We start from the raw sequence: 15268 nt of genomic DNA on the forward strand, positions 1-15268 counted from the left end.
TTAAGCTCCTCATCTTGAACGTTTACAGTTTTTTGCTGTAGGTATATCGTTGCTAACGAACAAACCGATAATCGTTAACGCAAACAATGATAGGTTAAACGTTAATGGGTTAAATGGATCTCCGAAAACTGTAGCGTCTCCTATTATTGTAGTAAGCGTGAGTAAAGGAAAAATGATTAACTGGATTTTTAACAATCTTCTTTTATTTTTATATAGTAACCATAGGAGACCAAATACAATTTCTATTACCCCAGCTGTTGCTACTATATTTTGCGCTTCATTGAAGGTAAAGGGAAGCAAGCCTTGGGTCATCGATACTTCTTCAGGGTGCATTAGGATTAGCTTAGGAATTAGACCATGATATACCCACACAAAAAAGAACAAGATGGTGATAATCCAGTGACTGAAAAATCGTATAAACTGTCCAGATGGTGCATCACCCTTTTCTAGCCACCTCTTTAGTACATCGAAGCTAAGTGCTGTTGCCCATCCCATCATTGGTCGAAAAAGCAGCCGATCGATTACTTTTCCTAGTCCTCCAAACCGCACATCATAATCATATTGAGTCAGAAAGGTAATCCCCTGTTTCTCTGGAATGTACTTCCAATAACCCTTACCCTCGCTAATAGGAGAGATCCATTGATCGGTACCGAAATGGAGGGAGGATGTTCGAGAATAATCATTAGCATGAAAGGTACCCACACTTTTTCCCCAACCGGCAACGGCTAATCCAAATCCAATATTCGTTTTATATTCAAACAATTGTGGTTCATCATCTTCTTTAGGTAAATAAGTGATAGAGGAAAAACGCAAATCCCATTGCTCATGTAGTGAGGGATCTTGAGATGTCTCCCATAATCTGTCCATATCTGTGTAAATTGTAGTCTCTACATAAATTGGTTTATTTTTCATATTACCACCTCTCCTTTAGAATATCATAAAGGACTTTGTACGAGGTATATAGAATAGGGATAATATATGGGCTTTTAAGGGGGATCTAGATGACAATAGTACATGAATGGGTTAAGGATTTAGGAGAGCTGAAGTTAATCGGACTTCGCGTATTGTGTCCGGGAGAAGAATTTGGTAAAGAAATCCCAAAAGCTTCTCTAGAGCTAGACCGAAGAATAGGAGAAATTCGACTGGTTAAGAACCCATCAGTCCAAATAGGGGCATTCATAGTAGATGCTCAATCTGAGGAGGAGGATGGTTATTGGGTATGTGTAGAAGTAACGGATTTTGTGAATGTTCCAGAAGATATGATGGCTTTAACAATTCCTCCTCAAAGATATGGATCATATAGACATAGAGGACCGAATCATGAAATATTTAATTCCTATAACGTACTCCATAATAGAATAGAAGAAACAGAATATGAGAGAGCAAAGGAAAAATGGCATTTAGAGATATTTACTAGCTGGAAGGATAGTCACAACTTAGATGTAGAGCTATTAGATACATTGAAATGGAAATGAGGATAGAGGAATGCAACTAATAAATAACCTAACTAATCAATTCAGTTTAGTAGAGGAGCATGTTCAGCATACATATGAATCGGTTTTTGCATCTGGAGCAGCTGCTATCGTCATTTATAAGGATGAAATTGTATTAGAAAAATATTGGGGTACTCAATCGACTAGAACTAATTCCAGAAATATTCAAGCAGATACACAATTCCATGTAGCTTCTGTTCGAAAGAGCTACATAGGTTTCGCGGTAGCATATGCCGTACATCATGGCTATATCGCTTCGATTGATGACGAAGTGACAAAGTATATTGCAAATCTAGAGGAAGAGATTTTTCGTGGAACGACGATTAGACACCTATTGACACACACGCATGGGTTAACTGAGCAGGACGGGAAAATCGTGCGAGAGTTTTTATCCGGGGAAAGCTGGGCATATCGACAGATTAATATTAAATTACTTGCCGAATTAGTAAAAATAACGACGGGGCAAACAGTAGCTGATCTACTAACGCGGCAGGTATTTCAGCCTTTACAGTTAAACGAGACTGGCTGGTATACGGAAATCGGTCCAAAAATCGCCGAAGTAATTAGTGAAACCGGTCAACCAAAAAAAGTAGCTACAAGCAGTGCAGAAGGTGATCAAATCAATATGTTCATTTCAGCAAGAAACCTAGCTTATTGGGGTTACCTTCATCTAAAGCTAGGATTTATAGACGGTGAGCAGGTTATACCAAAAGAAATTATTCAACTATCCACTTCCCTTATAAGTCCAAGTACAATAGATAAGGATCTGCCTCAGCACGGATTCCTTTGGTTTGTGAAGGATTTATTGGCGAAAAAGACGGAGATTGGGGAAATGGTCCCGTGTGGCTCCTATCAAATTTTAGGGTTTACAGGAGTTGCAGTGCTTGTGATACCCGATCGCGATATAGTGGCAGTCCGAATGGTTAATAGCTACGGTTCTCCAGAAAACCATGATTTTCTAGCGGATATAAGGTCCTTTGGCGATAGTGTGATGAAGAGTTTAAAGGAGTGAACAATAAATGATTATTTTTAAGCAATTTGATCATAGCGTGCATACCGCAGAGGAAATGGCTATGCTTTATCAAGCAATATGGAAAAAAGAAGAGGATGACTTTTTCGAACGTATTCAAAGGCATGCAGATTACGAAGGTTTTTTAGGAATTGTAGCTTACAGTGATACAAACGAGTGTGTGGGATTTGCCTATGGCTACAAGTCGGAGAAGGGGCAGTATTACCGTGAGCTTCTAGAAAAGGAGTTTACTTCTGATGAAATAGAAATGTGGTTAAGTGATTGCTTTGAATTTGTAGAGTTAGCGGTTCATCCCTCTTATCGGAAAAATGGTTTCGGTAGGAAAATGGCCGATAAATTGGTAAACAATTCTCATAGGAAAACGTCTATATTGACTACTCAGGTAAGTAATTTAGCCGCTCAGACATTGTATACAAGCTTAGGCTGGGTAGTGGTAAAAGAAAATTTTATTCCTTCTCCAACTGATGAGCTATATGTCATTATGGGGAAAGTGCTAAAAGGAGATAGTTTTGATGAATAATTGGATATATATTTTGTATTTTATTGTGTTAGGAGTTGTTTCATTTTTTACAGGAGAAATTGTTACATTTGTTATGCTAGGGTTTATAATAATCAGTCTCACTAACATCCACAACACTTTAAAAGAAATTTTACACAAGAAGAAAACGGAAGATTATTAAGGTATGATGTGGCTCCTTATAATCATTCCGTTGCTTGGTGTTTGGTGGTTCTTAAATTTAATAGTGTTACTTGAGAAATTGAAGGTAGGAAAAAACTATCAAAATCAAAAATTGTTGGGAGCAGTATGTACATTCTTTTTGTTGCTGTTCCTTATCTATTTCCTAATGGGGAGTGCTTATGTACAGTTTTGAAGCTTTTAGCACGTTTACATTAATGAGACCTGTCTTTATCACGTTTCTACTTTTGTCTGTGATGTTATTTATAATAGTAGTTCTCCCTGTACAAAGAAAATGGTTAACGAGCTTCACTATTTCTAGCATTTCTATTGTTTCTATAGTTGCGTGTGCCCAAATGCTTTATATAGAAGGAATTATAGTAGATGAGCTTAATTTAGGAGGAGATATAGTTTCAACCTTTATGTTCCTCGCTATAACTTTGTTGAGTTTATTAAACCCTATTATTTATTTTGTAAGACAGGGTAAGAGGGGAGAAAAAAGTGCTTGAGCTATACACTTCAACCAATGACTCAAAATCAGGCAAATGTTATTGCCTATAGCTGGCATTATGAGGAACCATATTCCTTTTATGATATGGAGGCTGATAAAGAAGATTTAGAAGAATTTCTAAATCCGATAAGCCGCGGTGATTCTTATTTTGTCGTTTTGGAGCATGATGAAATCATCGGCTTCTTTAGCTTTACTTCCGTATCCCCTGGGGAAATTGATATTGGACTAGGCATGCGTCCAGATTTAACGGGTAGGGGAAGAGGGTTAGATTTTTTGCAAGCAGGCATGCAGTTTGCACTAAATAGATTTCAACCGACAATCATTACTTTATCTGTCGCTGCCTTTAACAAGCGAGCTATAGGTACCTATAAGAAAATAGGCTTTGAAAAGGTTAGTAATTTTTTACAAGATACTAACGGAGGAAGCTATGAATTTGTCAAAATGATTTATAAAACAGCCAAGGAGTAAATCTCTTTGGCTGTTTTGCTGTGGTTTTTCGTTGAAGTCTCACCAGTTAGCTATTATTCTATTTTGAGCTTAAGAATATATAGACCGCTCCATGCAAAAATAATAGAGGCTAGATAAAAGAGAGTACCGATAGTTAAAAAGTCGACAAGATAGCCGGTGGCAATTACGGCTACTGCTGCAGCGATAGAGGTCCAAATATGGTACGTACCAATTTCTTTTCCAGCAGATTCTTTTTTTACATTCCGAGCAAGTACTGTTTTTTCAGAGTTCTTCTGAACAGCGCCTAATATTCCCATAAAAATTTGAAGCATATATACATGCCATATCTCGTAGGCTAATGGGAAAATTAACAAAATAACAGCCATTCCCCATGAATAGAGAATAAGCAAAAGCTTATCACCAATTTTATCTGCAAGTTTACCGACAAATGGATAGGTTAATGCTGCAGTAAGAGCAAATAATCCATAAGCCCAGCCGAACTGAGAATAGCTTCTTCCAACATTGTTTAATAGAAGAACATAAAAAGGAAAGATCATACTGGATGCCATTCCGATGATGCCTTGGTAGAGGATGAATTTTTTGTATTTCATTGGTGGTACTCCTTATAGAACATATTCATAAATTTATTTTCAGGGTCATATTTTTCTTTCATATAAAAAAACTCTTCTGTTCTCGGATAGGCTTCTATTAGTTGTTCCCTTGTTGGGAAATGATAATAGGGTAAATAATAGCTTCCATCATGAGCTAAAGTAATATCAATAATACTTCGAACGACGCGTGTCGTTTCCTGCATACTTTCCTCGTCTGTTCCCTGATTAACCAACAGGACAAGTGCGAACATATCATCCTTTGAGTAGGACATGACAGCCTCTTCGTTTTTCTTCACGTAACGAATAGTAATATTAAGAAGGTTAAAATCTTGTTCATCCTTTAAAATATCTCTCAAATCTTCGATATAGGTGCTAAACTCATCTATTGGTATAAAATATTCCTGTAATACTTCCGTTTTGCTATGGTTATCATACTCCATAAATGCCGACTCAGAGCGCATAACGTTGTTTCTGGAAATATACGTATCCTCTAATTTTTGGTTATACGATTCTTGAGTATTCCAAAATATATTCTTACCCCAGTCATTTATTCGGGAGAGACCCAGGAAAAACTTAGGGATCGCAATTATTGTTTCTCTTTTTAACTTTGAATGGCTTTCCAGTAATGATTGATTGTCTGCTAAGTAGTAATCAGTTACATACATATCCTCTAAAAAATTATTGGGTGCAACAGAAATTCTGGCTAAATGCATTTTGACACGTTTATCCTGTAAAATTTGTTCACGGAAATAGGAGCTGTATTCATCAAAGGCAAAGGAATTGGTACGTATTTGATACAGCTCATCATCCGTTAAATGCAATGTAACGTCCAAAATGATTCCAAATAATCCGTAACCCCCTATAACCAAAGGAAAAAGTTCAGCGTTTTCTTTTCGGCTAACATGAAGAATTTCCCCATCAGCATTCAGTAGTCGGATAGATTCAACTGTATCGATTAAGGAGGTATACTCAATATTCCTTCCATGAACATTTACGCTCAATGAACCTCCAACAGTAAAAATATTCTGAGACTGGCTGACCTTAAGAGAGAGCCCATAGGGATTGATATAGGATTGAATATCTGCCCATGTTACTCCACTTTGAACTGTTATCATTTTGTTTTTTTCATCTAGCTCTAGTATTTTGTTATACCCCTTCATATCTAGTAAAATCCCATTCGGATATAAGGTTTGTCCCCCTTGGCTATGCTGCATACCTGCAATAGAAATAGTTTCTTTATTGTGGCTCGCTTCTTGCACAATTCTTTGAATATCCTCTACTTTCCTAGTAGATTCAATTGACTTCATTTTGACTGGCAATAAACCCCCAGAATCTTCAACGAGTTGGGTAGCTTGTTTTGTTTGAAAAAGTGTGTAAGATGCGACGAACAAAACTATGTAAATGACACTAAAAAGGATACGAGATTTATTAATGATTTTTCTCCTCCTAATATAGATAAAAAAGAGATAGTGCCATTAAGACAATATCCCTTTTGTTGTATTATTTCCCCTTAAAAACAGGCTTTCTTTTTTCGTTAAATGCATTTAATGCCTCTACACGATCCTCGGTTGGAATAGTGACCTCATAAGCCTTACGTTCAATTTGTAAGCCGGTTTGTAAATCTACGTTCATTCCTTTTTTTACGGCAAATTTCGCTTGCTGAAGTGCTACAGGGCCATTTGCAAGGATAAGGGCTGCGAAGCTCTCGGTTTCCTGCTTTAACGTTTCACGACTAGCAACTTTAGTTAAAAGTCCATATGTGAATGCTTCATGTGCTGTTAATCTCTTAGCTGTTAAGATAAGCTCCAGCGCCTTTGACTCTCCAATTAAACGTGGCAAACGCTGTGTCCCACCAGCCCCAGGAATGATGGCCAAGCTTGTTTCCGTTAGTCCCATTAGAATGTCATCTGCTGCAATCCGGAAATCACATGCAAGTGCCAGCTCAGTACCACCTCCAAAAGCATAACCATTTAACATGGCAATGGTTGGCTGTGGCAGGTTTTCAATCATAGAAAATACTTCACCTATTTTATATATATTTCGCTTTACTCGTTGCTCTGTTAATGTTCGACGCTCTTTTAAGTCAGCCCCAACACTAAAGGACTTTTCGCCAGAGCCTGTAAAGATTACTAGTCTAATGTCAGGATTAATGCGAATGGATTCGGCTATTTCACCAAGCTCGCGTAGCATGTCGTAATTGAATGCATTCAATGCCTCGGGTCTATTTAATGTCACATATCCAATATTACCTTGTTGTTCATAAGCAATGGTTTCCATTATATCTCCCCCTAAAATACGATAAGTTCCTCATATCTTAACATATCATTTTATGATTATTCTGTCACTAAAGGAAAAAATAGGTCGTTTTTCCTTACTTTTTTTGATACAATAGTTATAAATTACATTTCTTAGAACAAGAGGAATTAAAATGGATATCTTTATTGCAAGACAGCCAATTTTTAATATAAACGAATCGTTATTCGGTTTTGAATTGTTATATAGAAACAACGAAGACAATTCTTTCCCAGAAGTGGATGCAGATATGGCTACTATTGATGTACTAACGCATTCATTTCTTACTATAGGTATAAATGAGCTTGCAGGTGATAAGCTATGCTTTATCAACTTTACTGAAAATCTTCTCGATAAGGAAGTTTTAAAAAGATTTCCTTCCAACAGAATTGTGGTGGAGATTTTAGAGGACATTATAATTACGCCAAGTATTATACAAAATATTAGACAGATAAAAGCAATGGGCTTTCTCTTGGCATTAGATGATTTTGTACTAAAAAATAATGTTCTTTACTATGAAGAATTATTTAGTATTGTTAACTTCATCAAAATAGACTTTCTTTCTAGCTCAATAGAGGAGCGAAATGCTGTTGAAAAGATTGTTCAAACTAATTATCCTCATATAGTTTTGCTTGCAGAGAAGATTGAAACCCGTATCGATTTCTATGAGGCAAAGGCAGCAGGCTATAAATTGTTTCAAGGCTACTTTTTTGCCAAACCTGAAATCATTAAGTCCACGGAGATTCCAGGTAATATAATGCAGTATTTGAGACTGATTAGTCTTTTGCGCAATGAGGAAGCCACTTTGGATGAAATAGCTATTGAAATTGAACGTGATGTTTCTTTGACCTTTAAGGTGCTTAAATTGATTAATTCATCAGCTATTAAAACTCGCTCCAAGGTTCGCTCGATCAAGCAGGGTGTATTGATGCTCGGGCTTGAGGAAATCAATCATTGGATTCATGTATTAATGCTACGTGAAGCACATAACACACATAACGGAGACGGACTAGCTATTATAGAGGCATCCTTGTTTAGAGCGAAATTTTGTGAGCTGTTAGCGAAAGAAAAGCGTCTACATAATTCCTCTGAATATTTATTGGTAGGGATGTTCTCCTTAATGGATACATTATTGCATAGAGAAATGGAGCAACTAGTAAGAGAATTACCTCTTTCAGATGAAGTAGCAGCGACTCTGTCTGGTACTAAAACAGACCTGACGGCTTTCTTAGACTTAACAATTGCTTATGACGAGGTACGCTGGACTGATATGTTTGATGGTGCTGAGACAATCGGTATTGATTTCTCCTCACTTAATAACTTTTATAAGGAGGCCCGTCGGTGGGCTTCTGAAATAGTTACTCAATAATACTACTGCCAATTTTCGGATTGGCAGTTTTTTTATTGAATTTCTTTTCTTTCCATTGCATTTTCTTTGATAAGTTGTAATATAATAAGAACAAGTGTTCTTAAAAAGAAAGGTGATTAAGATGCCATTAATACCTGAAGAGGCGATTCCTTATTTTGAAAATATGATTTATCTTCCTATGGTATTTACCATCTTGGAAAAGGATCGGACGATTTTTGAAAAGGCTCCCTTCAAATTAAACAGACCATATATAAACATTGTCGAAGAAGCAGTGAAGCAGGTACAAAAAGAGTTAAAAGACACACATATTTACATGAGGAGGCATAGTATGAAAGTGCTCCGAGGAGAAGGAGATGATATGTTCACAGAATATGTATTTTTTCATGGTGGCTACGAGGAGCATCGACGTTATTTGAATGTCCGTCTTCGTAACCGCGTAGAAGAACTACTTACAATGTACTTAACCATTTCCTAATCGATTGGTAATGTTTTTCGAACTGCATGTCTGGAAGTTATAAAACCGTGGTTTAAAAGATGGCTCATTCTTTTAAGAAAATGGGTACTTAAAATATTGGAATAGGCAATCTGACGGCTGATAGTATTCGTAGAAACAGGAACATCAATTGTGTCACCGTTCGGTAAGACGATAGTAGAGCCTTTTTGAGTAGGGTAGAATGCTTCAATTGCTTGAAAGGAAAACCAGATATTTAAATCAGATTTAGGAGAAAGGATAGGAAGCAAAATACAAGGTGAACCATAGTCATGCGCAAGTACAATTGGAAGCTTAAAGTAGTTACCAATGGTTTCTCGAGACAAATTTACAGCATGTTGAAAGGAAGAACCGTAGAAAGCACAGGAGTAGCGAACAATTTCATATGGCTTTTTACTTACAATGAAAGACTCGCCAGAAAAATTAATAACTTTCGTGTAAACTTTGTTATTTACTACTAAAGGTTGAAGGGACGCTGTTTCAAAGGAAATAAGATGGGATTTATTCTCATATTTTTTTGCCAGAAAATTTCACTCCTTAGTATAATATAATTTAAATTATAGCTAAATTTGGAAATAAATCAAGTTAATATATCTAATTATTAAAATATTTTATGTTTACTATATAATCTAAATTTTCTTAAAATGATTGCAAGTAGCCTTTAGCTTTTATATAATATAAAAAAGGCATCGGGGTGATTATAATGGACAAACAATATTCATATACAGATTTTATGAAAGCAATGGGACAAACAGGAAAAGAAAGCTCCGCAGAAAAATTGTTAAACGAAATTTATCTTGATATGTTTTTAAATGTTGTCCACCGGGAGCAAAGGAGTTATCGATTACTAGAGTTGATAGATGAGGCGTTGGATCGTAAGGACAGAAAAGCATTTAACGAATATACAAATGTTTTGCTCCAACTAAAGAGTTAAACAAAAGCCGCTTATGCAGAGCGGCTTTTTTTTATTTATGTAGTTGAATTTAAAAATGAGTTAATTTCATAAATAGAGCTTTGCCATTTAAAATGAACAAGTTTCACTTAGTTGTTTGGATGATGGTCATCGCGCAGAATGCGGAAATCAATGTAGGCAGTAAGATTCATCGTTTAAAACGATTTCTTCAAATAAATGGATTTCAATTTTTCTAAGATAGTAAGTGCTTCTTATAGACACAAAAATAAAAATTATTCCTTTACTCTTTGCCAAATTAGAATCTAATGTAGCTTTTTCTTGAAAAGAGGGTAGTAATACAAGGAGTAATATTTTATTCAAACGTTGCTACATCAATAGTCCAACATACTCAAAATAAAAAGTTTTAAAACGTATGTTCGTTTTAATAGTGTTAGAAAAATGATTATGTTACACTAAATTTATTAAGCACACGGGAGGCAAACATATGGAACAAATCTTTGATTTACAATCTCCGTATGAGCCGGCAGGGGATCAAGTAGAAGCGATTAAAGAACTAGTTAAAGGAGTAAAGAAAGGTAAAAAGCATCAAACATTACTAGGGGCCACAGGTACCGGTAAGACCTTTACTATTTCTAATGTAATTCAACAAATCAATAAGCCAACCCTTGTAATGGCCCATAACAAAACACTGGCGGGACAACTATATAGTGAGTTCAAGGAATTCTTTCCTAACAATGCAGTAGAATACTTTGTTAGTTATTATGACTACTTTCAACCAGAGGCATACGTACCACAAACAGATACTTATATAGAGAAAGATTCAAGTATAAATGAAGAAATAGATAAATTACGACATTCTGCCACTTCCTCATTATTTGAGCGTAAGGATGTCATTATCATCGCTTCAGTTTCCTGCATATATGGTTTAGGGAATCCCGAAGAATATAGAGAGATGGTTGTGTCTTTAAGAACCGGTATGGAAATCGATAGGAATCAGCTATTAAGAAAGCTTGTAGATGTTCAATATGAACGTAATGATATTAATTTTACTCGTGGAACATTCCGTGTCCGTGGAGATGTAGTGGAGATATTCCCTGCTTCCCGTGATGAGAGATGTCTAAGAGTAGAATTTTTTGGTGATGAAATAGATAGAATTCGTGAAGTAAACGCATTAACAGGAGAAATATTGGGAGAGCGTGACCATGTAGCTATTTTCCCTGCATCCCACTTCGTAACTAGGGAAGAAAAAATGAAAATAGCGATTAACAACATTCGTCAAGAACTAGAAGAACAACTAACCATCCTTCGCAGCGAGGATAAGTTGTTAGAAGCTCAGAGATTGGAGCAACGGACCAATTATGATTTAGAAATGATGGAGGAAATGGGATTCTGCTCTGGAATAGAAAACTATTCTCGTCACTTAACATTAAGGGAAGCAGGAGCGACCCCCTATACATTATTAGATTATTTTCCAGAGGATTTCTTGCTCGTAATAGATGAAAGTCACGTTTCGTTACCTCAGGTTAGAGGAATGTATAATGGGGATCAGGCTCGTAAATCAGTATTAGTGAATTACGGCTTCCGTTTGCCATCAGCTTTAGATAATAGACCTCTAACATTCCAGGAATTTGAGGGACATGTAAAACAAGCAATCTATGTATCAGCAACACCGGGACCATATGAATTGGAGCATACACCAGAAATGGTTGAACAAATTATTCGCCCAACTGGTTTATTGGATCCAGTCATTACCGTAAAACCTATTGAAGGTCAAATAGATGATTTAATCAATGAGATTTATGAAAGAACGGCAAAAAATGAACGAGTACTGATAACTACTTTGACGAAAAAGATGTCCGAGGATTTAACGGATTATTTAAAAGAAATAGGCATTAAGGTGCAATATTTACATTCTGAGGTAAAAACCTTAGAACGAATTGAGATTATTCGAGAGCTTCGATTAGGTACTTATGATGTTTTAATCGGCATTAACCTGTTGAGAGAGGGGTTAGACTTGCCAGAGGTTTCACTAGTTGCTATTTTGGATGCCGATAAGGAAGGATTCCTACGTTCGGAGCGTTCATTGATTCAAACGATTGGTCGAGCAGCCCGAAACTCCAACGGAGAAGTTATTATGTATGCAGATAAAATGACAGATTCCATGAAAAAAGCAATCGATGAAACAAAGCGTCGTCGTACAATTCAAATGGAATATAACGAAAAGCATGGCATTACACCTAAAACAATTGTGAAGAAAATAAGAGAAGTAATTAGAGCCTCTCAAGTGGCTGAAGAAGAGGAAAGCTATGCACAGCAATTAACTAGTGGAAAAGTCTTAACTAAAGAGGAAAAGGGTAAACTACTAGAAAAGCTAGAAAAAGAAATGAAAGATGCTGCAAAGGCGCTTAACTTTGAACGGGCTGCTGAATTACGTGATGCAATTCTGGAGCTCAAGCTGGAAGGATGATGATTGGTGAAAAACCAAGAGATTAATATTCAAGGTGCTCGTACAAATAATTTAAAAGATATAAGTATCAAAATACCAAGAGATAAGCTTGTCGTTATGACAGGTTTATCTGGTTCTGGTAAGTCTTCCTTAGCCTTTGACACTATTTATGCTGAAGGACAACGACGCTATGTAGAATCCTTATCGGCATACGCAAGACAGTTTCTAGGCCAAATGGATAAACCAGACGTTGATTCAATAGAAGGGCTATCACCGGCCATTTCGATTGATCAAAAGACGACAAGTAAAAATCCAAGATCTACAGTAGCAACTGTTACAGAAATTTATGATTATATGCGATTGTTATATGCTCGGGTAGGGAAGCCAATTTGTCCAAACCATGGAATTGAAATATCCTCGCAAACAATTGAGCAAATGGTTGACCGATTAAGCGAGTATCCAGAAAGAACTAAAATGCAGATTCTTGCTCCGATTGTTTCTGGTCGTAAAGGAACTCATGTGAAATTACTAGAGGACATGAAAAAACAAGGATATGTACGCGTTCGCATTAATGGAGATTTAATAGACTTAGATGACGATATAAACTTAGATAAAAATAAAAAACATAATATTGAAGTAGTTATCGACCGAGTTGTATTAAAAGAAGGTATAGCTGCACGATTAAGCGATTCCTTAGAATCTGCGTTGCGACTCGGAGATGGACGAGTTCTAATAGATGTGATGGAACAAGAGGAGCTACTATTTAGCGAGCATCACGCATGTCCAATATGTGGCTTTTCTATTGGCGAGCTAGAGCCGAGAATGTTTTCGTTTAACAGTCCATTTGGTGCGTGTACAGATTGTGATGGGTTAGGCACCAAATTAGAGGTCAATCCAGATTTAGTTGTTCCAGATAAGACATTAACACTGGAAGAGGGAGCCATTGTAGCGTGGCAGCCTACGAGCTCTCAATACTATCCAAAGTTACTAGAGGCAGTGTGTAAGCATTACAAAATAAAAATGAATGTTCCAGTTGAGAAACTACCTATTGATCAGTGGAACAAAATTATGTACGGTTCAGGAAAGGACAAAATTCGTTTCCGTTATCAAAACGAATATGGCCAAGTAAGGGACAATTCGATTCAATTCGAAGGTGTACTTGCAAACATTGAAAGACGTTATAAAGATACGTCCTCTGATTATATTCGAGAGCAAATGGAAAAGTATATGGCAGAGCATGACTGTCCTACTTGTAAGGGTTACCGTTTAAAGGAAGAAACGATGGCAGTGAAAATAGATTCATTGCATATTGGCCAAGTTTCTAGATTTTCGATTGAGGAAGCAAATAAATTTTTCAGTGAACTGAAATTGTCAGAGAAGGACATGCAAATCGCTCGATTAGTTTTAAGAGAAATTGATGAACGACTTAGCTTTCTAGATAATGTGGGACTAAATTATTTGACTCTGAATCGGGCATCTGGGACATTATCTGGAGGAGAGGCTCAACGAATTCGTTTAGCGACTCAAATTGGCTCTCGTCTTACGGGCGTACTTTATATTCTTGATGAACCTTCTATCGGTCTACACCAAAGAGACAATGACCGTTTAGTAGCAACTCTGAAGGATATGCGAGATATAGGAAACACTTTAATCGTTGTAGAACATGATGAAGATACGATGATGGCTGCTGATTATTTGATTGATGTAGGTCCAGGAGCAGGAGTACATGGTGGACAAATAGTAGCTGCCGGAACTCCTGAAGAGGTAATGAAAGATAAAAATTCTCTTACAGGACAATATTTAAGCGGGAAAAAGTTTATCCCTCTTCCTTTAGAAAGAAGAAAACCAGATGGTCGTTTTATTAAGATTAAAGGTGCTAAGGAAAATAACCTGAAAAATGTTAATGTTGATATTCCACTAGGGGTATTTACTGCTGTGACTGGTGTATCTGGCTCTGGGAAAAGTACATTGGTCAACGAAATTCTGTATAAATCATTAGCACACAACATCAACCGAGCTAGATCGTTGCCAGGTGCACATAAAGCAATAGAGGGAATAGAAATGCTAGATAAGGTGATTGATATCGATCAGTCACCAATTGGACGCACACCTCGCTCAAATCCTGCCACTTATACTGGCGTTTTTGATGATATAAGAGATCTATTTGCAACGACTAATGAGGCTAAGATTAGAGGATATAAAAAAGGACGCTTCAGCTTTAATGTAAAAGGTGGACGCTGTGAGGCTTGTCGAGGCGATGGAATTATCAAAATCGAGATGCACTTTTTACCGGATGTTTATGTACCTTGCGAGATATGTCATGGAAAACGCTATAATCGAGAGACACTGGAAGTATTATATAAAGGAAAAAGCATTTCAGACATTTTGAAGATGACAGTAGAAGAAGGGGTTGCTTTCTTTGAAAACCATCCGAAAATCAGTCGTAAAATACAAACCCTTTTTGATGTGGGGCTAGGTTATATGGAACTTGGTCAGCCTGCAACCACTCTTTCTGGTGGAGAAGCGCAACGTGTGAAACTGGCTTCAGAGCTACATAAGCGCTCGAATGGTAAGTCATTTTATATTTTGGATGAGCCAACTACAGGATTACATGTCGATGACATTGCAAGATTACTTATTGTTTTACAGCGCTTAGTTGAAAATGGAGATACTGTTCTAGTCATTGAACATAATTTGGACGTCATTAAAACAGCTGATTACTTAATTGATTTGGGACCAGAGGGTGGCGATAAAGGTGGAACAATCCTAGCATCTGGAACACCAGAAAAAATTGCAGAAGCCAAGAATTCCTATACTGGTAAGTATTTAAAAACTATATTAGAGCGTGATCGTAAAAGAATGGAAGAAGGCATTAACAAAGCAACTACAAAAAGTTAAAAAACTCAAAAAGCTTCAATGAAACTTTTTGACTCATAGAACGTATAACTAATAGGAAGAAATTTGCAATACACTTTTAATTTATGAGGAGG

Annotated in this window: 16 protein-coding genes; 11 read left to right on the top strand and 5 right to left on the bottom strand. The window is 36.7% G+C overall.

Annotation, left to right across the window (positions count from 1 at the left end):
• Window positions 1-9 precede the first annotated feature (9 nt).
• Window positions 10-912: a DoxX-like family protein gene (locus H9650_RS16065; protein ID WP_144539023.1), complete on the bottom strand. Its 903-nt coding sequence runs from the start codon at window positions 910-912 to the stop codon at window positions 10-12.
• Between the two features lie 89 nt (window positions 913-1001).
• Here H9650_RS16065 and H9650_RS16070 point away from each other — a divergent pair, with 89 nt between their 5' ends.
• The 6 genes from H9650_RS16070 (at window position 1002) to H9650_RS16095 (ending at window position 4178) form a co-directional block, all read left to right on the top strand.
• Entirely contained in the window at window positions 1002-1475 is a 474-nt protein-coding gene (locus H9650_RS16070; protein ID WP_144539022.1) for a GyrI-like domain-containing protein, read from the top strand.
• A gap of 10 nt (window positions 1476-1485) precedes the next feature.
• Complete coding sequence (locus tag H9650_RS16075; protein ID WP_144539021.1) at window positions 1486-2505, top strand: serine hydrolase domain-containing protein; 1020 nt, start codon at window positions 1486-1488, stop codon at window positions 2503-2505.
• 7 nt (window positions 2506-2512) lie between these two features.
• Window positions 2513-3043: a GNAT family N-acetyltransferase gene (locus tag H9650_RS16080; RefSeq protein WP_225216124.1), complete on the top strand. Its 531-nt coding sequence runs from the start codon at window positions 2513-2515 to the stop codon at window positions 3041-3043.
• Window positions 3036-3203: a hypothetical protein gene (locus tag H9650_RS16085; RefSeq protein ID WP_191697627.1), complete on the top strand. Its 168-nt coding sequence runs from the start codon at window positions 3036-3038 to the stop codon at window positions 3201-3203. Before H9650_RS16080 ends, H9650_RS16085 begins: the two co-directional genes overlap by 8 nt.
• Before the next feature lie 178 nt (window positions 3204-3381).
• A complete protein-coding gene (locus H9650_RS16090) occupies window positions 3382-3708 on the top strand; it encodes a hypothetical protein (RefSeq protein WP_154310093.1) in 327 nt (108 codons plus the stop codon).
• A complete protein-coding gene (locus tag H9650_RS16095; protein ID WP_154310094.1) occupies window positions 3705-4178 on the top strand; it encodes a GNAT family N-acetyltransferase in 474 nt (157 codons plus the stop codon). The genes H9650_RS16090 and H9650_RS16095 overlap by 4 nt, the downstream gene beginning before the upstream one ends.
• 53 nt (window positions 4179-4231) lie before the next feature.
• On the opposite strand, the gene H9650_RS16100 is transcribed toward H9650_RS16095, so the two are convergent.
• From H9650_RS16100 to H9650_RS16110, 3 genes are all read right to left on the bottom strand, one after another.
• Window positions 4232-4768: an MFS transporter gene (locus tag H9650_RS16100; protein ID WP_154310095.1), complete on the bottom strand. Its 537-nt coding sequence runs from the start codon at window positions 4766-4768 to the stop codon at window positions 4232-4234.
• Window positions 4765-6201, bottom strand: coding sequence for an FAD-binding oxidoreductase (locus H9650_RS16105; RefSeq protein WP_404814913.1), 1437 nt, complete (start codon window positions 6199-6201; stop codon window positions 4765-4767). Before H9650_RS16105 ends, H9650_RS16100 begins: the two co-directional genes overlap by 4 nt.
• A 67-nt stretch (window positions 6202-6268) precedes the next feature.
• Window positions 6269-7045 carry an enoyl-CoA hydratase-related protein gene (locus H9650_RS16110; protein ID WP_144539011.1) on the bottom strand — a complete coding sequence of 259 codons (777 nt, stop codon included), beginning with the start codon at window positions 7043-7045 and terminating at the stop codon, window positions 6269-6271.
• Window positions 7046-7196: 151 nt separating this feature from the next.
• Here H9650_RS16110 and H9650_RS16115 point away from each other — a divergent pair, with 151 nt between their 5' ends.
• Window positions 7197-8429 carry an EAL and HDOD domain-containing protein gene (locus H9650_RS16115; RefSeq protein ID WP_191697628.1) on the top strand — a complete coding sequence of 411 codons (1233 nt, stop codon included), beginning with the start codon at window positions 7197-7199 and terminating at the stop codon, window positions 8427-8429.
• A 121-nt stretch (window positions 8430-8550) separates the two neighbouring features.
• Window positions 8551-8904, top strand: coding sequence for a hypothetical protein (locus tag H9650_RS16120; RefSeq protein ID WP_144539007.1), 354 nt, complete (start codon window positions 8551-8553; stop codon window positions 8902-8904).
• Here the strand turns inward: H9650_RS16120 and H9650_RS16125 are convergent.
• Complete coding sequence (locus H9650_RS16125; RefSeq protein WP_144539005.1) at window positions 8901-9443, bottom strand: competence protein ComK; 543 nt, start codon at window positions 9441-9443, stop codon at window positions 8901-8903. The genes H9650_RS16120 and H9650_RS16125 overlap by 4 nt on opposite strands.
• A 179-nt stretch (window positions 9444-9622) precedes the next feature.
• Here H9650_RS16125 and H9650_RS16130 point away from each other — a divergent pair, with 179 nt between their 5' ends.
• The 3 genes from H9650_RS16130 (at window position 9623) to uvrA (ending at window position 15176) form a co-directional block, all read left to right on the top strand.
• The gene (locus H9650_RS16130; RefSeq protein ID WP_144539003.1) at window positions 9623-9853 is read left to right on the top strand and encodes an IDEAL domain-containing protein; all 231 of its coding nucleotides are present in this window, start codon (window positions 9623-9625) and stop codon (window positions 9851-9853) included.
• 463 nt (window positions 9854-10316) lie between these two features.
• Window positions 10317-12299 carry an excinuclease ABC subunit UvrB gene (gene uvrB, locus H9650_RS16135; RefSeq protein WP_191697629.1) on the top strand — a complete coding sequence of 661 codons (1983 nt, stop codon included), beginning with the start codon at window positions 10317-10319 and terminating at the stop codon, window positions 12297-12299.
• 6 nt (window positions 12300-12305) lie between these two features.
• Entirely contained in the window at window positions 12306-15176 is a 2871-nt protein-coding gene (gene uvrA, locus H9650_RS16140; RefSeq protein WP_191697630.1) for an excinuclease ABC subunit UvrA, read from the top strand.
• Window positions 15177-15268: the final 92 nt, after the last annotated feature.

Origin of the sequence: Psychrobacillus faecigallinarum (assembly GCF_014836595.1) — a bacterium.
GTDB lineage: Bacteria > Bacillota > Bacilli > Bacillales_A > Planococcaceae > Psychrobacillus > Psychrobacillus faecigallinarum.